General features: G+C 56.6%; 24 protein-coding genes. 8 read left to right on the top strand and 16 right to left on the bottom strand.

The genetic code is table 11. The annotated features are described in order from the left end of the window. Positions 1-101 precede the first annotated feature (101 nt). Together B5F17_RS00295 and B5F17_RS00290 are read right to left on the bottom strand one after the other, a co-directional pair. Positions 102-821: a DNA alkylation repair protein gene (locus tag B5F17_RS00295; protein WP_087369747.1), complete on the bottom strand. Its 720-nt coding sequence runs from the start codon at positions 819-821 to the stop codon at positions 102-104. Then, entirely contained in the window at positions 818-2,044 is a 1,227-nt protein-coding gene (locus B5F17_RS00290; RefSeq protein ID WP_087369745.1) for a glycoside hydrolase family 3 protein, read from the bottom strand. Before B5F17_RS00290 ends, B5F17_RS00295 begins: the two co-directional genes overlap by 4 nt. Positions 2,045-2,145: 101 nt before the next feature. Here B5F17_RS00290 and gluQRS point away from each other — a divergent pair, with 101 nt between their 5' ends. Further along, positions 2,146-3,090 carry a tRNA glutamyl-Q(34) synthetase GluQRS gene (gene gluQRS, locus B5F17_RS00285; protein WP_087369743.1) on the top strand — a complete coding sequence of 315 codons (945 nt, stop codon included), beginning with the start codon at positions 2,146-2,148 and terminating at the stop codon, positions 3,088-3,090. An 82-nt stretch (positions 3,091-3,172) separates the two neighbouring features. Beyond that, positions 3,173-3,628, top strand: a complete 456-nt coding sequence (locus B5F17_RS00280; RefSeq protein WP_087370128.1) for an Lrp/AsnC family transcriptional regulator — start codon at positions 3,173-3,175, stop codon at positions 3,626-3,628. Positions 3,629-3,662: 34 nt separating this feature from the next. On the opposite strand, the gene B5F17_RS00275 is transcribed toward B5F17_RS00280, so the two are convergent. Continuing rightward, positions 3,663-4,316, bottom strand: a complete 654-nt coding sequence (locus B5F17_RS00275) for a hypothetical protein (protein WP_087369741.1) — start codon at positions 4,314-4,316, stop codon at positions 3,663-3,665. Between the two features lie 226 nt (positions 4,317-4,542). On the opposite strand from B5F17_RS00275, the gene B5F17_RS00270 reads away from it, so the two are divergent. Next, a complete protein-coding gene (locus tag B5F17_RS00270; RefSeq protein ID WP_087369739.1) occupies positions 4,543-4,995 on the top strand; it encodes a MaoC family dehydratase in 453 nt (150 codons plus the stop codon). Positions 4,996-5,100: 105 nt separating this feature from the next. Here the strand turns inward: B5F17_RS00270 and B5F17_RS00265 are convergent, their stop codons facing one another. The 8 genes from B5F17_RS00265 to B5F17_RS00230 form a co-directional block, all read right to left on the bottom strand. Next, positions 5,101-6,960, bottom strand: coding sequence for an extracellular solute-binding protein (locus B5F17_RS00265; RefSeq protein ID WP_087369737.1), 1,860 nt, complete (start codon positions 6,958-6,960; stop codon positions 5,101-5,103). Next, a complete protein-coding gene (locus tag B5F17_RS00260; RefSeq protein WP_407922582.1) occupies positions 6,960-7,811 on the bottom strand; it encodes an ABC transporter permease in 852 nt (283 codons plus the stop codon). Before B5F17_RS00260 ends, B5F17_RS00265 begins: the two co-directional genes overlap by 1 nt. Next, positions 7,808-8,878: a spermidine/putrescine ABC transporter ATP-binding protein gene (gene potA, locus B5F17_RS00255; protein WP_087369735.1), complete on the bottom strand. Its 1,071-nt coding sequence runs from the start codon at positions 8,876-8,878 to the stop codon at positions 7,808-7,810. Before potA ends, B5F17_RS00260 begins: the two co-directional genes overlap by 4 nt. 212 nt (positions 8,879-9,090) lie before the next feature. After that, positions 9,091-9,723, bottom strand: a complete 633-nt coding sequence (locus tag B5F17_RS00250; protein ID WP_087369733.1) for a CAP domain-containing protein — start codon at positions 9,721-9,723, stop codon at positions 9,091-9,093. Positions 9,724-9,906: 183 nt separating this feature from the next. Continuing rightward, on the bottom strand, positions 9,907-10,314 hold the full coding sequence (locus tag B5F17_RS00245; RefSeq protein ID WP_016148373.1) for a secondary thiamine-phosphate synthase enzyme YjbQ: 408 nt from the start codon (positions 10,312-10,314) through the stop codon (positions 9,907-9,909). A gap of 16 nt (positions 10,315-10,330) precedes the next feature. Then, positions 10,331-10,906, bottom strand: a complete 576-nt coding sequence (locus B5F17_RS00240; RefSeq protein ID WP_087369731.1) for an HD domain-containing protein — start codon at positions 10,904-10,906, stop codon at positions 10,331-10,333. Continuing rightward, positions 10,899-12,251 (bottom strand): CCA tRNA nucleotidyltransferase, encoded by a 1,353-nt coding sequence (locus B5F17_RS00235; protein ID WP_087369730.1) that lies wholly within the window; start codon positions 12,249-12,251, stop codon positions 10,899-10,901. The genes B5F17_RS00240 and B5F17_RS00235 overlap by 8 nt, the downstream gene beginning before the upstream one ends. Then, positions 12,248-12,460 (bottom strand): DUF896 domain-containing protein, encoded by a 213-nt coding sequence (locus B5F17_RS00230; protein WP_087369728.1) that lies wholly within the window; start codon positions 12,458-12,460, stop codon positions 12,248-12,250. Before B5F17_RS00230 ends, B5F17_RS00235 begins: the two co-directional genes overlap by 4 nt. 141 nt (positions 12,461-12,601) lie before the next feature. Between B5F17_RS00230 and B5F17_RS00225 the strand changes: the two genes are divergently transcribed. Genes B5F17_RS00225 through B5F17_RS00215 form a run of 3 tightly spaced genes read left to right on the top strand, consistent with a single transcriptional unit; the run spans position 12,602 to position 14,594 of the window. Continuing rightward, on the top strand, positions 12,602-13,867 hold the full coding sequence (locus B5F17_RS00225; protein WP_087369726.1) for an O-acetylhomoserine aminocarboxypropyltransferase/cysteine synthase family protein: 1,266 nt from the start codon (positions 12,602-12,604) through the stop codon (positions 13,865-13,867). A gap of 36 nt (positions 13,868-13,903) precedes the next feature. Continuing rightward, on the top strand, positions 13,904-14,353 hold the full coding sequence (locus tag B5F17_RS00220) for a GNAT family N-acetyltransferase (protein WP_162608029.1): 450 nt from the start codon (positions 13,904-13,906) through the stop codon (positions 14,351-14,353). Positions 14,354-14,381: 28 nt separating this feature from the next. Next, positions 14,382-14,594, top strand: coding sequence for a hypothetical protein (locus tag B5F17_RS00215; RefSeq protein WP_016148379.1), 213 nt, complete (start codon positions 14,382-14,384; stop codon positions 14,592-14,594). Between the two features lie 68 nt (positions 14,595-14,662). Here B5F17_RS00215 and B5F17_RS00210 read toward each other — a convergent pair whose 3' ends face one another. Then, positions 14,663-15,190 carry an HD domain-containing protein gene (locus B5F17_RS00210; protein WP_087369722.1) on the bottom strand — a complete coding sequence of 176 codons (528 nt, stop codon included), beginning with the start codon at positions 15,188-15,190 and terminating at the stop codon, positions 14,663-14,665. 172 nt (positions 15,191-15,362) lie between these two features. Here B5F17_RS00210 and B5F17_RS00205 point away from each other — a divergent pair, with 172 nt between their 5' ends. Then, positions 15,363-16,580, top strand: coding sequence for a CapA family protein (locus B5F17_RS00205; protein ID WP_087369720.1), 1,218 nt, complete (start codon positions 15,363-15,365; stop codon positions 16,578-16,580). A 535-nt stretch (positions 16,581-17,115) separates the two neighbouring features. Here the strand turns inward: B5F17_RS00205 and B5F17_RS00195 are convergent. Continuing rightward, on the bottom strand, positions 17,116-18,033 hold the full coding sequence (locus B5F17_RS00195; protein ID WP_087369718.1) for a DMT family transporter: 918 nt from the start codon (positions 18,031-18,033) through the stop codon (positions 17,116-17,118). 237 nt (positions 18,034-18,270) lie between these two features. On the opposite strand from B5F17_RS00195, the gene B5F17_RS00190 reads away from it, so the two are divergent. Beyond that, the gene (locus B5F17_RS00190; RefSeq protein ID WP_087369716.1) at positions 18,271-19,107 is read left to right on the top strand and encodes a DegV family protein; all 837 of its coding nucleotides are present in this window, start codon (positions 18,271-18,273) and stop codon (positions 19,105-19,107) included. Between the two features lie 239 nt (positions 19,108-19,346). Here the strand turns inward: B5F17_RS00190 and B5F17_RS00185 are convergent, their stop codons facing one another. The 3 genes from B5F17_RS00185 to B5F17_RS00175 are packed head-to-tail and all read right to left on the bottom strand — an operon-like array spanning position 19,347 to position 22,861. Further along, a complete protein-coding gene (locus B5F17_RS00185) occupies positions 19,347-21,638 on the bottom strand; it encodes a xanthine dehydrogenase family protein molybdopterin-binding subunit (RefSeq protein WP_087369714.1) in 2,292 nt (763 codons plus the stop codon). Beyond that, positions 21,635-22,093 (bottom strand): (2Fe-2S)-binding protein, encoded by a 459-nt coding sequence (locus B5F17_RS00180; protein ID WP_016148385.1) that lies wholly within the window; start codon positions 22,091-22,093, stop codon positions 21,635-21,637. Before B5F17_RS00180 ends, B5F17_RS00185 begins: the two co-directional genes overlap by 4 nt. A 3-nt stretch (positions 22,094-22,096) precedes the next feature. Next, positions 22,097-22,861, bottom strand: a complete 765-nt coding sequence (locus B5F17_RS00175; RefSeq protein WP_016148386.1) for an FAD binding domain-containing protein — start codon at positions 22,859-22,861, stop codon at positions 22,097-22,099. Positions 22,862-22,984 lie beyond the last annotated feature (123 nt).

Below are 22,984 nucleotides of genomic sequence, written 5' to 3'. Positions count from 1 at the left end.
CTGTTTTCCATTTTCCAGCTATTTTTCTGAAATTTGGACACTGTCCATCTTGCACGGACAGCCCCTCAACTTGTTTATACCAGACGGTCTCGACCGCAAATTTAACCGGTTTGCCTTTTTGGCTTTTCTGTGCTCTTCAGTTTGTTTCTGCTCTGTTGCGTTACCACACGAAAGTCCCCGGTTAACCGCCTGGATTCCAGCATTTTTTGCAGCGTTTTGCGGTGCGTCCAAGTGTCCAAACCCGACTGTTCCAGAAAGTCCAGCGTCTGCTTGGGAAAGCGAACGCCGCACATGGACAGCGCCCACGCCACGCCCATCCGTGCGTTATATCCCTGCGCCGGAACGCCCGCAAGTGCCTCAAGCGTGCGCTGTAAATCGCCCTGTCCTTCAAACAGCTCTAACGCCATAACTGCACCAAATCGTGCGGGAAATTCCTCCATACTGTGCAAATAGGGCTGAATAAAGTCCCACCAAGCTGCACGATCGGTTAGGTCAAATGAGGCGCACACACCGTCACACACTGCCCAGTTGTCAATCCGCGGCACAAAGTCTGCCGTGCGTGCAAACCGCTCATGCTGCTCCATGGGAGCGGTCGCGATCACAATGCCCCGGATCATGGTTTCCTCGTACCACGTGTCCGGCGTGGGGTCATCCAGCCACGCCCGCCAGTCACCGCGCACGATCTCCTGTGCCAGCTTGCGCAGCACCGGCATACGCACGCCCAGAATGTTTTCCTTGCCCGGAATCAGCCGCTTCTGAAACGCCTGATACCCTGCGTCCTGCGCCTGCTGCAGCCGTTCCGCAGTCACTTGTCTAATCATGTTACATCCTCCAGCAATCCAAGGTCGGATTTCCATTGCAGGACACGACGCACCGCGCTGTTGATCGTGTCCTCGTCGATCGTTCCCGCGTTCACCGCGTCCAGAACAGCCTGATACTGAGTCACAAAGTCACTCGAAAGCAGCAAATCATTGCCCGCCTGTACAGCTTGCACGGCTGCGTCACCACTGCCTGCCGTCTGCGTGATCGCTTCCATAGACAGGTCATCGGTCACGATGACGCCGTCAAAACCCAGCTCCTCGCGCAAAATCTGGTGCATGGTCGGACTGAGTGAGGCCGGATGGTTGGCATCAAAGGTTTCAATGATGTTGTGGCTGACCAGAACGGCGTCCGTACCCTGCCGAATGCCCGCCTGGAAGGGTAGAAAATCGCTTTCCCGGAAGGTGGAAGCCGGTCGGGTGTCGGTCACGAGCGCCGTGTGCGTGTCACCGTTGGACCCGTACCCTGGGAAGTGCTTGAGCACACTGCCAATTCCGTCCTGTTTCATCGTACGCACGACCACGCCCACATAGTCCGATGTATCCGCAGCATTTTTGCCGAATGTGCGCGCATACATAAAATCGTTTGCATTGGTGCTCACGTCGGCCACGGGTGCAAGGTTGACGTTGATGCCCATTTCCAGCAGAAAACGGTCTTTTTCGGCGGTATCCGCCTCAATGCCTTCCATTCCGCCTTGTGCATATACCTCCTGCGGCGACTCAAACGGCCAGCTGCGCAGCGTCTTGAACCGACTGGCGCGTACCACCGTACCGCCTTCCTCATCGGTTCCGATGAGCAGCGGGATGTCGGCTGCATCCTGATAAGACTGCACGGTTTGGGCGACTGCGTCACGCGTCTTGTCCTCAAAATCACGCGCAAAGAGCACATATCCTGCCGGGTTGTACTGCTCGATCAGTTCGACCGCACCGGTGTCCGGGCAGCGCACCCAAAACATCTGTGCAACCTTTTGCTCAAGCGTCATCTTCTCTATGATGCCATCCATCGGATGCGTGCCCAGCGGCGCAGTGTCGTCCGCGGACTCGGTGGTCGGTTCGGTCTCCTGCTTGGTCGATTCCGATTCCTCAGTCGGCTGGGTCTGTGCGGTATCCTGCACGGGCTGCTTTTCCGGCATGGTCGATTGCCCTGCCGGAAAGACAAACACAAACGCCCCGATGCTGACGATTGCCAGCAACAAAGCACACAACAGCGAAGTCTTGCGTTTCATTGCTTTTTCCTCCTTTTTATGGCTGTTTTTCGGATTCTATTATACCATAACCGCCTATGTTGTGTTATAATAATGAAAGATTTTCGCAAAGGAGCTTGACCATGAAACAACTCGTCGGGCGGTTCGCGCCCTCGCCCAGTGGTCGAATGCATCTGGGCAACGTGCTGTGCGCACTGCTGTCTTGGCTGTCCGCCCGCAGTCAAAATGGAGGGTATGTTCTGCGCATCGAGGACTTAGACCCCGATCGCTGCCCACGTTCCTATGCCGATCTCATCGAAGACGACCTGACCTGGCTGGGGCTTGACTGGGATGCCGGCGGTTCCAAGGGCGGGCCGGACGGCTCCTACTACCAGAGCGAGCGCACCGAAATTTACCAGCACTATTTTGATCTGCTCGAGCAAAAGGGATTGATCTATCCTTGTTTTTGTTCACGTGCTGCCCTGCACGCCGCCTCTGCCCCGCACCTGTCGGACGGTCGTGTCATCTACGCGGGCACCTGCCGGAATTTGACACCGGACGAGGTTGCACAAAAGCGCAAGACCCGCAAACCGGCGGCACGTCTGACCGTCCCCGACCGCACCATTACCTTTACCGATGGTTTGCAGGGCGAATGCACCGAACACCTGCCCACAGAGTGCGGTGACTTCATCATTCGCCGCTCAGACGGCGTGTTTGCCTACCAGCTGGCCGTCGTGGTCGACGACGCCCTCGAGGGTGTCACCGAAGTCGTGCGCGGACGCGATTTGCTGGGCTCAACCGCGCGTCAGATCTGGCTGCACGAGCTGCTGGGCTTCACCCCGCCGCAGTTCATTCACATGCCGCTGCTGGGTGACGTGGACGGACGACGACTGTCCAAGCGCGATGCTGACCTTGACCTCGGCATCCTGCGCACACGCTTTACCCCCGAGCAGCTGACCGGTGCACTGGCCTGCGCGGCCGGTCTGATCGACCGTCCCGAAGCCATCTCTGCCTGTGAGCTCATCCCGCTCTTCTCCTGGGATCGCGTTCCGCACGGCGATTTATGCCTGCCCGAGGGTATTTTCTGATCGTTTGCAGCATTGAACCCATCCCCCGGCTGTGCTATAATAGTTCTATAACATTTCTGTAAGGAAGCGAGACAACACTATGATCGACCGCATCAATCTGGATATCCTGCGCTGTCTGCGTGAGAACGCACGGTGCAAGGCGTCCGATATCAGCCACAAAGTGAATCTATCCGTTTCAGCGGTCATCGAACGCATCCGACGCATGGAGGCCGCTGGCATCATCCGACAATACACCGTGCTCATCGACCCCAAGCAGGTCGGAAACGACCTGACTGCGCTCATGGAAGTCAGTCTGGAACACCCCAAATACTATGATGATCTGGTCGATATGATTCGCCGTCATCCCAACGTTGCCGAGTGCCACTATCTGACCGGTGAGTTTGACTTCCTGCTCAAGATCGTGACCGACTCGTCGGCCAGCCTCGAGCAGATTCACCGTACCATCAAGAGCATTCCGGGCGTGTCGGCCACCAAGACCCATTTTGTCCTCAAGACCATCAAGGACGAGGTCGCCATGCTGCCCGATCATCTGGACTAAAAAAGCAGACACCGCTCGGTGTCTGCTTTTTCTTTTATAGATTGGGGTCGTATTCGCACTCGACCAATACCTGCTGTTCTCCATTCTCCCACCACTGCGCAACACAGAAATAATTGGCTTCCTGACCCTCATAGGGTACAAAACCAGCGTCCGCGTTGCTCAGATCGACAAAGAGCGTCGCGTCCTGCATCTTGTAAGGCTGACCGTTCCAGGTAATCTCAAAATCACCGAAGGCAATGACCGAGCCGATGCAGTCCTCAGCGGCTGCGTCCACCGGCGCGTCCACCAGGAACTTCGGGAACGACCACTCCATCGTCGTTTCCTTCATATCGCTCTGGAATACGCACTGTCCGTTCACGGTCGAACCCTGGAGGATGACACGGGTTCCCTCGCTTGCCGTGTTGATGACATTGCCCTGAAATTCACAATTCACAAAGGTAATCTGTGCGTTTTCTCCGCTGACCGTGACATCCTGCTCAAAAATCAGGTCACTCACGTCCTTCTGCTCTCCGTCGGCCAGCGCAAAGGTGTACTCGGTCGCCGTCTGCTTGCCGCCCTCCTCGCTCTCAGCTGTCTGCGTTTGGGTCTGCGCCTCGGCCTGCTGGTCTGTGTCGGTCTGACCGCCGCCGCAGCCGCCCAGCGCGAGCAGCAAACACATCGTCAAAAACAGTACTGCCATCTTTTTCATCTTTTTGTCCTCCATTTCTTCTTGCATGTTGTGTACGCGTGCCAGGATGGATGGATATTTTTATTATTGTATCACTTTACCAGAGAGAAATCAATGCAATTTTCCGGTCCTTTCTCCGGGCCTGTGGACCGCGATTTTGCTTTACAGTCTCCCCCGGTCTGTCGTATAATGGACATAAGAAAAACGGCAGTCCGTGCTGCTTGTCTAATGGAAAGGATGCGATCCCATGGCAGAAAAAAAAGTGTTCCATATCGGCGACCGTGCCTCGTTCTCCAAGACCATTTCTGAGAGCGATGTCTACGCGTTCGCAGGCATTACAGGTGATTTCAACGGTCTGCACATGAATGCAGAGTTTGCACGGCACACGCGCTATGGCAAGCGCATCGTGCACGGCAATATTCCGGCCAGCTTTATCTCGACCGCAATGGGCATGTCTCTGCCCGGACCGGGTGCGATCTTTGTCGATCAGAGCACCAAGTTCTTAAAGCCGGTCTACTATAACGATACCATCACGGCAAACATCCAGCTCATTGAAGCACGCACCAAGGGTGAATTTTACGTATGCACTATCAAGGGCGAATGCCGCAACCAGCACGGTGAAATTGTCATTGTCAGCGTCTGCCACGAAATGATCTCGATGGACGAGGTTGAGATCATACAGGACGACGACGAGGACTGATTCCCTTTCCAGCCACTGTCCCCGACCCGGGTTTTGCCCGTGGTCGGGTCTTTTTTTGCAAAAAAAGACCGCTGAGGATGATTCTCTCAGCGGTCTGCCTGTTTTTTACTTGAGCAGCTCTGCCCACAGGGCGGTATAGAGCTTGTTGGTCTCATCGGACAGGTTTAAGAAGGTTTCGGAGTTTGCAATCGCCTCGGCGCTCGGATAGTGTACCGGATCGTTCTGAATCTCCTCGGGCTGCATCTCGTAGACCTCGCGCTGCGGGCTGGAATAGCCGATGTATTCGGCGTTTGCCGCCGCCGCTTCGGTCGAGCACATGAAGTCGATGAACGCCTCAGCACCCTCGACGTTCTTGGCGTTGGTCGGGATGCACATCGCGTCGACAAAGAGGTTGGTGCCCTCCTTGGGGACATAGAACGCAAGGTCGGGGTTCTCGTCCATCATGGTCACCGCATCACCGTTGTAATACGGTGCGGCGTACAGCTCCTCGTTGGGCAGCTTTTCCAGAATCTGATCCATAAACAGGCCCTGGAAGGTGGTCTGCTTGCCCTTGGTGATGAGCGCTGCCGCCTCGCGCAGCTCGTCCGCGTTCTCGGTGTTCTGGCTGTATCCCAGATACCGAAGTGCAATGCCCAGTGCGTCGCGCGGGTTGTCAAACATGGCAACCTCTCCGGCGTACTTCTCATTCCACAGCAGATCCCACGAACCAATATCGGCCTCGTCGATGTACTTGGTGTTGTAGATCATACCGACCACGCCCCAAGTGTAAGGCACCGAATACTGCTGTTCGGGGTCAAAGGCAAGGTGGGTGTATTTCTCGTCGATGAGCGAGAAATTCGGGATATTGTCGTAGTTGATCGGCTGCACCATGCCCTCGTTGATCAGGCGTGCGACCATGTAGTCGGACGGGATGACCACGTCATAGCTCTCGGTCTTGAGACGGGAGTACATGCTCTCGTTGGAGTCAAAGGTCGTATACACGACCTTGTATCCGGTCTCGGCCTCAAACTGTTCGAGCAGGGACTCGTCCATGTACTCGCCCCAGTTATAGACGTTGACGATCTGTCCCTCGGATGCGCTGCCGCCCATCAGGCCGGCCAGCGGTCCACCGATCAGGAAGATGCACACAACACCGGCCAGCACGCACTTGCCGATCGGATGGCTGCGCTTTTTGTACACGGTCAGCTTTTTCTTCTTGTTAAGTGCACGGGTCTGACGGATGTTAATGACAATGAGCAGAATGAGGATGAAGACAAACAGGATGGTCGACACCGCGTTGATCTTGGGACTGATGCGGCGACGTACCATGGAGTAGATGACGACCGACAGCGGCTGGCTGGTATTGCCCGCTGTAAAGTACGAAACCACAAAGTCGTCGATCGAGATGGTGAAGGCCATGATCGCACCGGTCACGATACCCGGCATGATCTCAGGGATAATGACCTTCCAGAACGCCTGACGCGGGGTTGCACCCAGATCGAGCGCAGCCTCGTAGGCGTTTTTGTCCAGCTGTCTGAGCTTGGGCATGACGTTGAGCACGACATAGGGAATACAGAACGTGACATGCGCCAAAATCAGGGTCAGATACCCCTTTTCAAAGGCCAGAAAGCTGAACAGCAGCATAAACGATACACCCATGATGGTATCCGAGGACGACATGGGGATATTGTTGATGGTCAGATACACACCGCGTGTACGGCGGCCCATCTTCTGAATGCCGATGGCAGCCGCTGTGCCCAGGATGGTAGCGAAGATCGCCGAGATGACCGCGACGAAGATGGTCACATAGAGCGAATGCAGGATGCGCTCATCCTGAAACATCTGTACATACCAATCGAGCGTAAAGCCGTGCCAGGACACGCGGCTCTTGCTGTCGTTGAACGAGAACAGCATAAGTACGAAGATCGGTGCGTACAGCAGGATGAACAGGATGGCCATGTAAAATTTCTCAATGAACTTTTTCATCACAGCATCAGCCCCCCTTCTTCAGAGGAACCGTCATCAAACTTGTTCATTACCCACATGCACAGGAAAATGAGTCCCATCATCACGAGCGCAATGGCCGAGCCAAGCTGGGGATTGTAAGCGTTGCCCATGAACTCGAGGTCGATGAGGTCACCGATCAGCATGTACTTACCGCCGCCGAGCAGCTTGGAGATGACGAAGGTGGACACCGAGGGCACAAAGACCATGGTGATGCCCGAAATGACACCGGGCAGCGACAGCGGGAAAATGACGCGCTGGAATACGATGCGCATGGGTGCGCCCAGATCCTGCGCAGCCTCGATGATCTTGGGATCGAGCTTGATGAGCACGGTGTAGATGGGCAGTACCATGAAGGGCAGGAAGTTATAAACCATACCCAAAACGACCGCGCCCGAGGTGTTAATGAGCGGGATGTAGTCCAGTGTGTAGCCGAAATGGTTCTGCAAGAACGAGATCAGGCCGATCTGGTTCAAAAACTGATTGATAAAGCCCTTGTTTTCCAGAATGGACATCCAGGCGTAGGTGCGCAGCAGGAAGTTCATCCACATGGGCAGCATGATGAGCGTCATGTAGAGCTGCTGACGCTGGGGTGGCTGGCGTGACATGATATAAGCCAGCGGATAGCCCAGAATCAGACAGATGACCGTCGAGATGAGCGCCAGAACGAACGAGCGCACAAAAATCGGCCAATACTCGACGATCCCGGCGAAGTTTTCTGCCGTAAAACCGCCTGCACTGTCCGAAAAGGCGTACAAGACGATCAGCAGGATGGGGCACACGATGAAAACAACCATCCACACCCCATAGGGATATGCCATGTTCTTTTTCAACGTTTTTCCTCCATCTGTCCGCCTTCCTGTTCGGACTTGTGCATGATGTGGATATCAAACGGATCGACCGACAGGCCCACGGCCTTGCCGACCGTCTCGCACTGGGTCGAATGCACGGTAAAGGTGAAGTGCTCGGTGCGCACCATCATTTCGTAATGCACGCCCTTGAACACAATGGACTCTACAATACCGGTCAGCTGTGCCTGTTCGGTCGGGGTGATCTTGAGATCCTCCGGACGGATGACCACGTCGACCGGCGCCATCTCGCCAAAGCCCTCGTCCACGCAGACAAAGTCATGGGTGCAGAAACGCACCAGACGGTCGCGGAGCATGGTGCCCGGCAGGATGTTGGATTCACCGATAAAGTCCGCGACAAAGGCGTTGACCGGCTCGTTGTAGATATCGGTCGGGGTGCCAATCTGCTGGATGTGGCCGCGGTTCATGACCACGATGGTGTCCGACATGGTGAGCGCTTCTTCCTGATCGTGCGTAACATAGATAAAGGTAATACCGGTCGACTGCTGGATGCGCTTGAGCTCGAACTGCATTTCCTTGCGCAGCTTGAGGTCGAGTGCGCCGAGCGGCTCGTCGAGCAGCAAAACACGCGGCTCCATGACCAGTGCGCGGGCGATCGCGACGCGCTGCTGCTGTCCGCCCGACAGCGAGGTCACGTCACGGTTCTCGAAGCCCTTAAGGCCGACCAGCTCCAGCATGCGCGAGACCTTGCGCGCGATCTCGTCTGCCGGCATCTTGCGGATGTGCAGGCCGAAGGCGATATTTTCCGCAACGTTCAGGTGCGGAAAGAGCGCATAGCGCTGAAAAACCGTATTGATCTCTCGTTTATACGGCGGCACGTCGTTGAGGCGTTTGCCCTCAAAGAGCACGTCGCCCGAAGTCGGGGTCTCAAAACCGCCGATGATGCGCAGCGTCGTTGTCTTGCCGCAGCCCGAAGGGCCGAGCAGCGTAATAAATTCCTTATCTCGAATATAGAGATTGATCCCGCGAAGAATGGGTTCGCCGTCAAATTCTTTTTTGATGTTTACGAGGTCGATCAAGTGTTTGCTCAACCACGATGCACCCCCTATCTGAAATTACAATTACTCGTACCTTTTATAGTATAATCATTTGTGTCAAAAGTCAATAAAAACCGCGAAAAAACAAGTTTTTTCGCGGTATCTTTGCTATTTTTATGATTTTCTGACGTTCTCTCTGTTTTTCTCGTCCGTACACCTGTTTTTCTCTTTTTTTCGCGTGTGCGCAGGTGCTTTTTTCTGCCTGCTTAGTCGGCAAACAGCTGCACCCAGTAGGTGCGTCCGCCGATCGTCGCCTGACCAACGCCCATCCGTCCGAACGATGCCGACAGGATGTTCGCGCGATGACCGGACGAGTTCATCCACGCCGACACGACCGCCTGCGCGCTCCGCTGACCGGATGCGATGTTCTCGCCTGCCGTGCGGTAGCTCACACCGGCCTCGTTCAGTGCCGTCAGACCTCGCGAACCGTTCGGTCGGGTGTGCGAGAAGCTCTGCGCCAGCTCGGCAGCACGCACAGCGGCAGCGCGGTTCATGTTCGCGTCCAGTGTGAGTGCAGACAGACCGTTCTGTGCACGGGCGGCATTGACCTCGGCCAGCACAGCCTGTGCCGCAGACGAGGTACTGGTGCTTGTACCGCCGGTGCTGTTCGAACCATTTCCGATATTGTTCGAGCCATTTCCGCTGTTATCGGGCTGATTACCAGTGTTGTTCGAGCTGCTGCCCGGTTTTGTGATGCCGTACTGTGCGAGCAGCTGCTCCCAAGCGGTCTCAAAGTGCGAGGGTACGGCAGCCGTCTGGGGGACCGCTGCCGCCTGCGCGGCCGGAGCCGCAAACGCGCACAACAGTGCCGCTGCGGTCAAACACATCTTCTTTTTCATGGGGTATGTCCTCCGTATGTTGTGGTTTTGCCCTTCGGCTGCTCCATCATACGGGAAAATGACCTGCTTTTGCAATGGAAAAGTGCGGCAAGTTGGGTAAAATGATGCAAAAAAGCAGGGAAATCACCAAGGATTTCCCTGCTTTCCAGTCTTTTAAAGGGATTTTCGCGGAACTTTTGCCGCTTATACCGCGTCGTCAGACATGACCTTGACGTAATAGCGCCGCGTGCGCGGACCGTCGAACTCGGCAAAATAGACCGCCTGCCAGGTGCCCAGCACGGCCTTGCCGTCCTCGATGATGATGGTCTCACTTGCGCCCACGGTCATGCACTTGAGGTGCGCGTCCGAGTTGCCCTCCGCGTGCTGGAAGCCGCTGCGGATGGGAAACGCGCCGTCCATGCCCATGACCAGATCGTGACGCACGTCAGGGTCTGCGTTCTCGTTGATGGTGATGGCTGCGGTCGTGTGCGGACAAAAGACCACGCACAGGCCCGAGCGCACCCCGGAATCACTGATACATTTCTTGACAGCGGCGGTGATGTTGTAATAGCCTTGCCGGTCGGTATGCAGGGTAAAGGTCTGGGTTTTCATGGAACGTACCTCCTTTTTATGATTCGCTGCGGTTTTCGTGCAGATAGGTCGCTTCCAGATCGGACAGGTGCAGCTTGACGGCGAGCGGATAGCGCTCGTAGGCGTTCGCGATAGCGAAGGAACCGGCGCGTGCCGAGTCGTCAAAGCCACCCATATGCCAGCGAATGGCGACGGCCTCCTCGTTTTTGAGCTTCATAAAGCGTTCGATCAAAAAGACCGACTTTTCGCCGTGACCGTAGGGAAAACGGTCATTGACCACGTAGACCGGTACTTTCTCCCACACACCCGCGTCATTTTTGCGGTTGCGGTACTCGACATCGTAGAACCCGGCCTTGCACAGGTCGTGCAGCAGCGTACAGATCGTACAGCTTTCCAAATTGTCGGTCTCGGGGTCATAATGCTTATCCATCATGACATGGTACACATTCAGACTATGTTCAAGCAAACCGCCCTCGTAGGCCGCGTGAAACCGGGTGGATGCGGGAGCGGTGAAAAAATCGGTCGATTCCAGCCATTCCAGCAGCTTATCCGCACCCCGACGGGTCACATTCTGCCGGAACAGCTCCAAAAATTCTTCTTTCTTGTCAGACATGCTCGTTCTCCTTCCATCGTGCGGCCAGTGCGCACAGAGTGTCGGGTTGATTGGGGACAGTCTGATCGACGACCGCTGCCAGCAGGCGGCGCAGCACTCGTCCGATATCCGGGCCGGCAAAGCCCAGCGCACGGACGGTATGTCCGTCGATCGCCAGATCGCGCAGGCTCAGGCACGCGCCCGCCGCGCACACAGCGTTGACCAGCCGCTCGGTGATCTGCAATTCGGCCAAATGGATGGAAAAGGTATCCTGCCCGGTGCAGTCGGCTTTCTTGATGGCGAGCAGGCGGCGCACGTCCTCCTCACCCAATCGTGCCAAACGGCGGCGGACGATCTTCTCTTCCTGCCCCAGCGGATAGTCGTGCAGTTCGACCAGCGCACATACCTGCTCGCGCAGAGCATTCGACGCACGCAGACGGGTCAGCGCCCGCTCGGCGAGGTCCCGGCTGATGTGTGGGTGACCCTTGAAGTGTCCAACGCCGTCCGCATCAATGGTATAGGCGTGCGGCTTGCCGCTGTCGTGCAGCAGCATGACCCAGCGCAGAACCGGGTCGGCCGGGATGGCCTCGACTGCGCGGACGGTGTGTTCCCATACGTCATATCGATGATGCGGATTGTGCTGACACAGGCCAAACATGGGGGTAATCTCGGGCAGAACGGCGGCAACAATATCCGCGCAGCTGCGCAGCGCACGTCCGGCGTACGGTCCGGTCAGGATGCCGGTCAGCTCCTCGAGTACCCGCTCGTGTGCGATCGCTTCCAGCCGTGCAAGCTGACGGCGCATGGCGTAGCCGGTCTGTCGCTCGATGGCAAACCCAGTCTTGGACACAAAGCGCACACCGCGCAAAATACGCAGCGCATCCTCGGTGAATCGCGCGTCCGGGTCACCGACTGCGCGGATAAGACCGTTTTGAAGGTCGTTCTGTCCGCCGAAGGGGTCACACAGGCCGCGCTCCGGGTGGTACGCCATGGCGTTGACTGTAAAGTCCCGCCGCAGAAGATCGTCCTCGATGTTTGCGACAAAATCCACCTTGTCCGGATGCCGGCCGTCGGTGTAACCCTTTTCGGTGCGGTAAGTGGTGATTTCGAGTGCCATACCGTCAATCTTGGCTGTTACCGTGCCGTGCCTGAGTCCGGTCGGATGCACCTCATAGGCGGCAAGCGCCGCGCTTGCCTCGTCGGGCAGGGCTGAAGTGGTGAGATCCCAGTCGTGCGGTGTGACACCGCGCAGGCTGTCACGCACGCCGCCGCCGACCGCCCAAGCCGTATGGCCGTGGGCTTCCAGACAGGCAATGGCCTCGCGCACAGGCGCGGGCAAGTCGATCTTTCCGGAAAAACCGGTCAATTTCCCTTCCCCTTCTGCTTGAGGCGGTAGGAAGTGCCGTCGGGATTGAGTACAACCGTGTTGTCAAGCTGGGATTTGAGGCTGCGGCGGAAGCCTTCGATATACGCCTCGCGCAGCTCCTTCTGTTCTTTCTGTTCCTCCGGGGTCAGTCCCTCGGCCTTGGATTTACGCGCCAGTTCATTGATGCGTTCGATCTGTTCGTTTGTCATGGGAGTATGCCTCCTTTGTTCTGTTTTGTTTTTTTCTATTATATCAGGCTGGTTTGCCCCTGTCTATCTCCTTGACCGTGGATTCGGTGCATGATACAATAAAACAAGATTCACGATTCTACGTTCTGGAGGGATTCACGCATGAAAATTGAAACCCAATGCCTGCATGAGGGCTACAAGCCGGAAAACGGCGGCCCCAGCGCTCTGCCCATCGTGCAGTCCACGACCTATCGCTTTGACTCGACCGCAAAGATCGCGTCTCTCTTCGATATGCCCACCGAGTTTATGTACTCTCGCTTTGCAAACCCGACTTGTGACGCGGTCGAAAAGAAGATCGCAGCACTCGAAGGCGGCGTTGGCGCGATGCTGACCTCGTCCGGTCAGGCCGCTTCCCTGCTGTCTATTCTCAACCTGTGCTCGGCTGGCGACAGCTTCATCGCAGCGTCCACCATCTACGGCGGCACCATCAACCTGTTCGGTGTTACGCTCAAGAAGCTGGGCATCGAGTGCATCTGGGCCGATGCTGAGGCAGACGAGGCCGAGGTACAGAAGCTGTTCAAGCCCAACACCAAGGCAGTATTCGGTGAGACGCTGGCAAACCCGGCACTGACCGTATTCGACATTGAGAAGTGGTCGAACATCGCACACAAGAACGGTGTCCCGCTCATCATCGACAACACCTTTGCAACCCCCTATCTGTGCCGTCCGATCGAGTTCGGTGCGGATATCGTCATTCACTCGACCACCAAGTACATGGACGGCCATGCCGTACAGGGCGGCGGTGTCATCGTCGACGGCGGTAAGTTCGACTGGGCAGCCTCCGGCAAGTTCCCGGACTTCACCGAGCCCGACGAGAGCTACCACGGCGTTGTCTACACCCGCGAGTTCGGCAACATGGCATACATCATCAAGGCGCGCATGCAGCTGATGCGTGACTTTGGCTGCTATCCGGCAGCGCACTCTGCATTCCTGCTCAACCTGGGTCTGGAGACCCTGCCCGTTCGTATGCAGCGCTACTGCCAGAATGCCATCACGGTGGCCAAGCATCTGGAAGCTTCGGACAAGATTGCACACGTACGCTACCCCGGTCTGGAGAGCGACCCGCACCATGCACGTGCACAGAAGTACCTGCCGCTCGGCACCTCGGGCGTTATGTCCATCGACATCAAGGGCGGCCGCGAAACCGCTATGAAGTTCATGGACAGCCTGAAGCTTGCTTCCAACGAGGTACACGTTGCCGACATCCGCACCTGCGTGCTGCACCCGGCATCCGAGACCCATCGCCAGCTCACCGACGAGCAGCTGGTTGCTGCCGGCATCGAGCCCGGTCTGGTACGCCTGTCTGTCGGTCTGGAGAACGTCGAGGACATCATTGCTGACCTCGATCAGGCACTCGCCCAGCTCTAAGCGATCACATCCGATCGCCTAACCGGAGGTGTTTTCTTGCAAATCCGTTCCATCCGCGCGGAGGATCGCGACTTCTTCTGTTCGTCCATCCACGCGTTCTATCATTCCCCCGCCGTCTGTCACGAAATCCCCGCGCAAAATGCTGTGCGCACCTTTGAACTGCTCCTGCAGGGCTCGCCCTACGCCGACTGTCTGATTGCAGAGGACGATACCGGTCGGCCGGTAGCCTACTGCCTGCTCGCACTGACCTGGTCGAATGAGGCCGGTGGTCTGTGCGTCTGGCTGGACGAGCTGATGGTGGACGAGAGTCAGCGCTCCAAAGGCGTTGGCCGTGCCCTCATCGCTGCCGTGCAGGAAAAGTACAAAGACGCTGCACGTCTGCGTCTGGAAGTGACCGATGAAAACCCGCGTGCCGCTGCGCTGTATCGCGCACTGGGCTTTTCCGATCTCCCCTATCGTCAGATGACGATGGATCGCAAGGTCTGAACGCACGCCCATGCAAGGAGGGACTGCGATGTTTTTACTCTACTGTCTGCTCACCTTCGCACTGGCCGCATCCGTCGGCGTAATTGTCCGCTGTCTGGTCTCGGTACGCCGCGAGCCTTCCTACTCCAAGCTGTCCGCGATCACTGCGGCCATCCTGCTGTGTCTGATGCTCATGCTCATCGCGCAGCAGACCGGCCCCTCGGCCTTCGGCTGGTTCCAGCCCATCTTCGGTCGTCTCTGACGTCCTGCAAAACAACAAAAGCCGCCCATTCGGGCGGCTTTTTTCATACCAAAATGTGCGGTGATCGTTCAAACACCATCGGGCTGTGCGCGGCGCAGGGTGCGGGCAGCCGCACGGAATACGCACTGGGTCATCTCCCGTGCTGCGACCACCTTGTCAGCAGCGGTCACCACCCAGCCCTCCTTGGACTGCGGCATACGCAGTGTCAGCGGGAACATGTGGGTTGCAATGGCATCGCGCTGGCGATCGGTCAGGGCAAAATAGCGCGACGCACGCTTTGCGGCCAGCACACCGTGTACAAACCCGTGCATGTGGGTCAAGCGATGAATGCCGCGGTAATGGCTCAGAAAGCGCTTAAACCACTCGTCATGCCAGTCATAGCCAAAGAAATCATGCAGCAGCGCCGCACGCGTGACCGAAATGATGTCTTCTTCGCTCCAGTCCATCGCACACGCCATGCGGAACGCCATACGCGCAACCGCAACCGAGTGCTCGTAAACCGAATTTTCTACACCGTGATGCACAAACTGCCGAGTTTCCTCAAATAAGGGGTGCGTCAGAATGTCCGCCGTCACGGCTTCAAATGAAAGACCCATTGGAAGCGCCTCCTCTCCGTTTCTTCTAGTTTCATTGTATGCGATTTTCCCAAAATTCGCAAGCGTTTCGGTCGGAATTTCACAAATTTTTTATTCTACTGCCATTCCGGGTATGCTATAATAAGAAAAACCATCATCCGACAATTTTCGCCATGTATAAAGGAGTTCGGTTATGAAGAAAAGATTGCTGGCGCTCGCGCTGCTCCTTCTGCTGACAGGCTGCGGCTCTGCGCCATCCACCCAGGCGGATACGTCCGAACCACCCGAGGCAACCGAGCCGGTCGTGCAGCCCAATATCGTCTCCACTTTGGCTGTGTGCGGCGACGCGATGAGCCACATGCCCCAGACAAGAGATGCCTATGACAGTCAGGCCGGTGCTTATGACTACAAGCCGATGATCCGTTTCGCCAAGCCCTGGATCGAACAGGCCGACTATGCGGTGGTCAATCTGGAGACTACCTTTGCCGGCGGCCCGGATTACTCGGGTTTCCCGGCGTTCAACACACCAGACGCGCTCGGAGATGCGCTCAAAGACGCGGGCTTTGATCTGGTCAGCACGGCAAACAATCACTGTCTGGATCGTGGATACGACGGCATGGTGCGCACGCTGGATGTGCTGGACAACCTTGGGCTTGCGCACGTCGGCACCTATCGCTCTGCTGAGGAGCGCGCCGCGCAGAACGGTGTCCATGTTGCCGATGTGAGTGGTATCAAGGTCGCATTCCTGTCGTATACTTACGGCACCAACGGTATTCCGGTGAGTAAGTCTCATCCCGATACAGTCAATATTTTGCACACCGACTACATGAGTGATGCACAGGTTCTGGACACCGCGCGCATTGCCGACGATCTGGCCGCAGCCGAGGCACTGTCCCCTGACCTCATCGCTGTAATTGTACACTGGGGCGTGGAATATCAGACCACGCAGAATGAGCATCAGGAAGAGATTGCAGACTTTCTCTTTGACCATGGCGCCGACGTCATTTTGGGCAGTCACCCGCACGTCTTGCAGCCGATGGAGACCCGCACCCTGACCGATCGGGATGGTACAACGCACACCGGGTTTGTTTGCTGGTCACTGGGCAACTTTATTTCCTCGCAGAATGATGAGTATACCGACACGACCGTCGTGCTCAATCTGGAGCTGACCAAGAATCCCAATACCGGCGTGACCGATGTCACCAAGGTCGGATACGTCCCGCTGTACATGCTTGATCGTGAGCAGGAAGTGGGCGGCGAGCGCTTCACCCTGCTCGATGCGCACCGCGGCATTGAAGAATACGCCTCGGGCGACAGCAGCTATATCTCGTCCTCGACTGAGAAAAAGCTGCAAAAATGCGTGTCCGACTGTCACAAAATTCTGGGGGCAGACTACGATCAGGCAGCCTGAAGCCGAGCAAAGGCTCATTTTGTCGGAAAAGTCTCCCGCGCCCGTGGCGCGTATGAAATCCAGTAAAAAGTCGCGACATGTGCGTGACTTTTTACACAGCAAAATGTCCAGAATCGCTCATTTATGCGCGGTTCTGGACATTCTTCGTCCAAAGCGCTTTGCGCGGCGGACGCCTACTCGTCGAAAAACCGCAGTTTTTCGACGACATAAACAAAGCGCAGCTGTATAAGCTGCGCTTTTTATGTCCGGACATGCCAGCACCCCGAACGGGAGGGAGGCTCATTCGGGGCGCTGACAAAATCAAGGTATGAGAAGTAAAAAGAACATTGGGAATATGGGAACCATGAGTTACAAATCAAGGGGGATTTGCTTTCCTCGTCTTCCATTATAACGCCCCGGGCGTTCTTCCCGCAATAGTCAATTCTTACGACCTCATCCCCATATTTTTGTCTATTCTGCTTGTTTTTCTGTGCATTCTCTGTGCACACTTCTCCCTTTTATGCAAAATAGTCGGTCTCGCGACGTTCCCGGGTGGTTAATCTTTTGCGCGGGATGCAAATACACGTCGATCGGGCAGCTGAGCTAAGATAATGGCCGCGAATGCCAGCACGCAACCGGTCAGCTCACGTACCGACAGACGCTCACCGAGCAGTACCCAGCCAGCCAGTGCCGCAACCACCGACTCAAGCGACAGGATGAGCGACGCGACGGTCGGCTCGGTGTATTTCTGACCGATGACCTGCAAGGTGTAAGCAACCGCGCTGCTGAGCACGCCTGCGTACAGGATGGGTGCCCAGGCACCGAGCAGTGCATCAAAGGTCGGCTGCTCAATGAAGAGCATCGGAATCAGGCACAGTGCTCCGGCCGTGAAAAACTGGATGCACGACATGCGCACGCAGTCCACACCGGGCGAAAAATAGTCGATGATAAGGATATGGGTGGAAAATCCAACCGCTGCCGCGAGCACAAGCAGATCGCCCAGCGCAATGCCCGACGATTCGGTCATGCACAGCAGGTACATGCCGCACAGTGCCAGTGCGACTGCGCCCCACACCTTCGCACTCACGCGCTTACCGACCAGGAGGCCGAGTAGCGGGACAATCAGGATGTACATCGCGGTCAAAAATCCGGCCTTACCGACCGAAGTACGCGCGATACCAAACTGCTGCAAAACCTCGGACACCGCCAGCGATACGCCACAGCACACACCGCCCAAAATCGGCCATGCTTTGTTCTTGGGCGCAGACTCTTTGGTCTGGCTGCGGCTGTCCAGACGATCGAGCAGCGCGATACAGGGCAAAAGTACCACGCCGCCGATCAGGTTACGCACACTACTGAACGTAAACGGCCCGACATAGTCCATGCCCACCGACTGCGCCACAAATGCCACGCCCCAGATAATCGCGGTCAGCAAGAGCACTGCATTTGCACGCATACGAATAGATTGTTTCATGTCTCTCTCCCCAAATTGATATTCTCCGCTGCCTTGACAGCGCTGTCTTATATTATGTCTTATTTTTTCGATTTTGGCAAGAATTCCTGACAGATTCACCCGGCTTTCCATTGACATTTCCCCGCAGAATTGCTATACTGTTCACAACAAATGTAGTTTTTAACACTACATCAAAAAGAGATTGCCCATCCGCCGCGTGCGGATCGATGATATCGGTTATTTTAGGATGTGACATCTATGAACTTCAAAATCGCTGTTGATAGCTCCGGTGACCTGCACTGCGGCATGCACTGTGCCCCCGGTGTATCTCTCTCCATTGTTCCACTCACGCTGCACGCCGGCGATCTGTCTTATGTGGACGACGCTGCGCTCGACGTGCACGCCGCGCTCGATGCCTTGCAGGCGTCCGGCGCCGCAGTCTCTACCTCCTGCCCGTCTCCCGAGGCTTGGGCAAGTGTATTCCGTGAGGCCGACTGCACCTTTGCAATCACCATCTCTTCCGAGCTGAGCGGTTCCTATCGCGCCGCAGTCATTGCGCGTGATCTGGTGATGGATGAATTCCCGGACAAGAAAATTGCAATCATTAACTCTCGTGCGACTTCCGGACAGATGATTCTGCTCGCGCACAAGGTAAACGAGCTCATCGCGCAGGATCTGCCCTTTGAGCAGATCATTCATCAGGTCGAGGACTACAACCAGAGTCTGCATATTTACTTCACCCTGTGTTCGTTCGACAATCTGGTCAAGGGCGGCAGAATGCCCAAGCTGATGGGCACACTGGTCAAGAAGCTGGGCATGCGCATCATTGGCACGGCAGATCAGGGACGCATTAAAGTTGTGCACAAGTGCCGCGGTGAGCGCAGCACGCTGATGACGCTGCTCGATGACATGAAGCGCAGCTGTGATTTGAACGAGCGGCATGTTTACATTACCCATTGCCGCAATCCCAAGCTTGCCCTGACGCTGCAAAACCTGATTTTGGCCGAAGCGCCCGGTGCGAAAATTACCATTCTGCCGACGCATGGTATTACGAGCTACTATGCCGAGGAGCAGGGTATTATTATTTGTTATTGAGATTTGGATTGTACAGGAAAGGCTGTGCCGACGCGATCGGCACGGTCTTTTTTTGTGCTATAAGTGTGTATAAGAAAAAACCGTTCCCCGAGGGGAACGGTTTTGGTGTATTTGGTTGAATTGATTCCCGGGCCGGACACCGGGAATCAAGGGGGATTTCGCCGTCTGCGGACGGCGACGCAGGGCGCTGCCCTACGAACCCGCAAACCTTTGAAAAGGTTTGATCGAAACTTTATTGTTTACTGCTTGTCCATCATGCCACGCACGATCTTTTCCGCTGTGATGGGCAGGGTACGAACACGCACACCGGTTGCGCGCGCGACAGCGTCTGCAATCGCGGGCGACGGGGTGTTGATAACGACCTCACCGATGGACTTTGCACCAAACGGGCCGGTCGGCTCGTAGCTGCTCTCGAACTCGACACGTACCGTGCCGATATCCAGACGGCTGGGGATCTTATACTGCATAAACGAGTTGGACAGGTTGGTACCGTCGGCAGCGTATACGATATCCTCGTACAGTGCCATACCGATGCCCTGTACCAGACCGCCCTCAGTCTGAACGCGTGCCAGATTGGGGTTAATCGGCGTACCGCAGTCAACTGCTGCGACATAGTCGATCAGCTCTACATGACCGGTCTCAGGATCGACCTCGACCTCGGCTGCGCCTGCCATAAACGGCGGGGGCGATACCGGCGAGGAATGGCTGACGGTTGCAGAGAGCACGTCACTGCATCCGCACTGACCGCTGTATGCAATCGAAGCCAGATCGGCCGAGCGGGTCTCGTCCTCGAGCGAGAAGACGCGCTTACCATCAAATGCAACCTCTTCCTCGGTCAGGTTAAGCATCTTCGCACCCTGACGGATGATCTTGCCGCGCAGCTCCTCACAAGCGCGCACACAAGCCATACCGGTGACATAAGTCGTCGCGGATGCGTAAGAACCGGAATCATACGGTGCGGTGTCGGTATCGGATGCGTAAACTGCGATATCCTCCATGCGGCACTCCAGACAGTCAGCTGCCATCTGTACCAGAATGGTATCACAGCCGGTACCCATATCGGTACAGCCGAGCAGCATATTATAGGTGCCGTCATCGGACAGGCGGATGATGACCGCGCCGACGTCTACGTTGGAGATCGCCGAGCCCTGCATTGCCATTGCCATACCAACCGCACGGATGCGGCCGTTGGGCATCACGCGGGGCTTGATCTTTTCATCCCAGCCGATCATCTCACGCACGCGCTGTACGCAGCGATCCAGTGCGCAGGCGTTGGTCTTTTCGCCGTAGTATGCCGGCATGACCATGCCCTCGCGTACCATGTTCTGCATGCGCAGATCGATGGGGTCACGGCCGAGCTCGTCAGCCAGCTCGTTGACGATGGACTCAACCGCAAAGATACCCTGGGTCGCGCCATAGCCGCGGTATGCACCGGCAGACATGACGTTGGTATATACAACGTCGTAGCGGAAGCGGAAAGCTTCCTGCGTGCCCGAGTACAGCGGGATGGGCTTATGACCGGACAGGCCGACGGTCGTGGGACCGTGCTCACCGAATGCACCGGTGTTAGACAGAGTGTACAGATCGATACCGCGGATGGTACCGTCCTTCATGGCACCAATGCGCACGGTGACTTCCATCTCGTGACGCGGGCTGGATGCGATCATGGACTCCTCACGGGTGTAGATGATCTTTGCCGGGCGACCGGTCTTGATGGTTACAATTGCCGGATAAACCTCGGTAATGACCGTCTGCTTGGCACCAAAACCACCGCCGATGCGGGGTTTCATCACGCGTACCTTGGACTTCGGGATACCGAGTGCGATGGACAGGATACGACGGACGTGGAAAGGTACCTGGGTAGAAGAAATGATGTTCAGGCGGCCGTATGCGTCCAGCTGGGTAAAGGTGCGGAAGGTCTCCATCGGGGTCTGCTGGTTTGCCTTGGTGTGATAGGTGCGCTCGAGCACAACATCACAGCTTGCCAGCACGGCTTCGATATCGCCGTGGCCTTCCTGACCGGAAGCGCACAGGTTGCGCTTGTTATCTGCACCGACCGGGCAGTTTGCGACCCAGTTTTCCTCGGGATGAATCAGAACCGGGTTGTCCTTGGCCTTATGGAAGTCCAGAACCGGCTCGAGCACCTCGTACTTGACCTTAATCATGCGCAGCGCACGATCGACTGCCTCATCGGTCTCACCTGCGACAATCGCAACCGCGTCACCGACAAAGCGCACGCGACGGTCAAGAATCAGACGGTCATACGGAGAGGGTTCCGGGAAAGTCTGGCCAGCCATGGTGAAACGGTTCTGCGGAACATCCTTATAAGTCAGCACGCAGGCGATGCCCGGTACCTTCTTGGCGATGTCCACGTTGATGTCCTCGATCAGCGCATGCGCGTGGGGCGAGCGCAGAACTTTGACGATCAGCGCGTTCTGGGGAGCGATATCGTCGGTATAGACCGGCTGACCGGTGGTCAGCGCACGGGCATCCGACTTGCGCACGCCCGTTCCTACATACTTCTGGTTCATGCTTCCTCCTTTTCCGCCAGATACTTGCGGATGGCACGCAGCTGGCTGACGTAACCAGTGCAGCGGCACAGGTTGCCCGCAAGATAATTACGGATGTCGTCCTCGGTGGGGTTCTTAAGCTCACGAGTCATGCCGATGATGTTCATAATCAGGCCGGGACTGCAAAAACCGCACTGCTCCGCGCCCTCGTCGGCCAAATAGGTGCCGATCTCGGCAGCCTCACTCTGCAGGCCTTCCATGGTCTCGACCACCTTGCCGTCGATGCGAGCGGTCAGCGTCGAGCAGGACAGCACCGGACGGCCATCGACCAGCACGGTGCACAGGCCGCAGTTTGCGGTCTCACAGCCGCGCTTGACCGAGTAGCAGCCGCGGCTTCTGAGGTATTCGGTCAGCGGCTGCGCCGGATTGACCTCATCGGTCACCTTTTGTCCGTTGAGTGTATACGAAATCTTCATGCGTTAATCCTCCTCGATGGCAAGCGCCGCACGGCGCACCAGAACACGGCACAGATGTGCGCGGTACTCGGCAGAGCCGCGCAGATTGCTGGAAAAGGTCAGGGTGTCTGCGCAGCGATCGGCAAAGGCCTGTACCGCTTCGCCGTCCTCGCGTACCACCAGGGCTGCACGCTGCGGACGTGCACCGACTGCGCATACGGTCTGGTCAGCGGTGCGGCAGACCGCAACCGCCAGCACCGGGAAATCGGTGGCAGATGCGCGATGGGTCACATAAGCCGCCTTCTGTCCGCGCTTGGGCAGGCGGACTTCGACCAGAATGTCACGGTCGTAAGGCATGTTCACAAAGTCTGCAAGGGCAACCACACCAGCCTTATGCAGTACGACCTCCGCACCGAGCGAGAGGAACAGGGTGAGCGGATCGGAGAAACCAAATCGTCCCCAGATGCTGCCACCGATGGTGGCGCAGTTACGGAACTGCACGCCAACGATGTGACGGACACACTCGGCGATACAATCGCCAAAGTAAGCGGCGAGACCGGGATGGGTTTCAATCTGGCGCAGCGTGACCATGGCACCCAGCGCAAAGTATTCGTCCTGTTCGGTGATCTGATCGAGACCCAGTTTAGAAAGATCAATCGCGGTGGACATCATACGGCGACCCATCTTGAGCCAGCCGCAGCCGCCGAGCACAGTGCTCTTGGGTTTTTGGTTGAGTTCATATGCCTCGTCCAGGCTGGACGCGACCACATAATTTTGCGTCGTGAACATATCTGCTCCTTTCGGGATTGTTGCAATACAAACGGCTGGGCGGGCTGTCTGACTGCAAAAAAACCGCCGTTCGCGTCTTTTCTCTGTCAAAACCACGCGCACGGCCTATTCTCATCATATATA

This window comes from Butyricicoccus pullicaecorum (genome assembly GCF_002160355.1).
Taxonomy (GTDB): Bacteria; Bacillota; Clostridia; order Oscillospirales; family Butyricicoccaceae; genus Butyricicoccus; species Butyricicoccus pullicaecorum.
The sequence above is the reverse complement of the archived record's forward strand: the minus strand, read 5'-3'. Positions and strand labels throughout refer to the sequence as shown.

Coding starts and splice junctions, on each gene's coding strand:
- B5F17_RS00265 (WP_087369737.1), bottom strand. CDS start 6,960: ATGAAAAAGTTCATTGAGAAATTTTACATGGCCATCCTGTTCATCCTG.
- B5F17_RS00275 (WP_087369741.1), bottom strand. CDS start 4,316: ATGAAAAAGATGGCAGTACTGTTTTTGACGATGTGTTTGCTGCTCGCG.
- B5F17_RS00295 (WP_087369747.1), bottom strand. CDS start 821: ATGATTAGACAAGTGACTGCGGAACGGCTGCAGCAGGCGCAGGACGCA.
- B5F17_RS00250 (WP_087369733.1), bottom strand. CDS start 9,723: ATGAAAAAGAAGATGTGTTTGACCGCAGCGGCACTGTTGTGCGCGTTT.
- B5F17_RS00205 (WP_087369720.1), top strand. CDS start 15,363: ATGAAGAAAAGATTGCTGGCGCTCGCGCTGCTCCTTCTGCTGACAGGC.
- B5F17_RS00185 (WP_087369714.1), bottom strand. CDS start 21,638: ATGAACCAGAAGTATGTAGGAACGGGCGTGCGCAAGTCGGATGCCCGT.
- B5F17_RS00190 (WP_087369716.1), top strand. CDS start 18,271: ATGAACTTCAAAATCGCTGTTGATAGCTCCGGTGACCTGCACTGCGGC.
- B5F17_RS00225 (WP_087369726.1), top strand. CDS start 12,602: ATGAAAATTGAAACCCAATGCCTGCATGAGGGCTACAAGCCGGAAAAC.
- B5F17_RS00240 (WP_087369731.1), bottom strand. CDS start 10,906: ATGTCTGACAAGAAAGAAGAATTTTTGGAGCTGTTCCGGCAGAATGTG.
- B5F17_RS00195 (WP_087369718.1), bottom strand. CDS start 18,033: ATGAAACAATCTATTCGTATGCGTGCAAATGCAGTGCTCTTGCTGACC.
- B5F17_RS00230 (WP_087369728.1), bottom strand. CDS start 12,460: ATGACAAACGAACAGATCGAACGCATCAATGAACTGGCGCGTAAATCC.
- B5F17_RS00210 (WP_087369722.1), bottom strand. CDS start 15,190: ATGGGTCTTTCATTTGAAGCCGTGACGGCGGACATTCTGACGCACCCC.
- gluQRS (WP_087369743.1), top strand. CDS start 2,146: ATGAAACAACTCGTCGGGCGGTTCGCGCCCTCGCCCAGTGGTCGAATG.
- B5F17_RS00290 (WP_087369745.1), bottom strand. CDS start 2,044: ATGAAACGCAAGACTTCGCTGTTGTGTGCTTTGTTGCTGGCAATCGTC.
- B5F17_RS00180 (WP_016148385.1), bottom strand. CDS start 22,093: ATGAAGATTTCGTATACACTCAACGGACAAAAGGTGACCGATGAGGTC.
- B5F17_RS00215 (WP_016148379.1), top strand. CDS start 14,382: ATGTTTTTACTCTACTGTCTGCTCACCTTCGCACTGGCCGCATCCGTC.
- B5F17_RS00245 (WP_016148373.1), bottom strand. CDS start 10,314: ATGAAAACCCAGACCTTTACCCTGCATACCGACCGGCAAGGCTATTAC.
- B5F17_RS00175 (WP_016148386.1), bottom strand. CDS start 22,861: ATGTTCACGACGCAAAATTATGTGGTCGCGTCCAGCCTGGACGAGGCA.
- B5F17_RS00270 (WP_087369739.1), top strand. CDS start 4,543: ATGGCAGAAAAAAAAGTGTTCCATATCGGCGACCGTGCCTCGTTCTCC.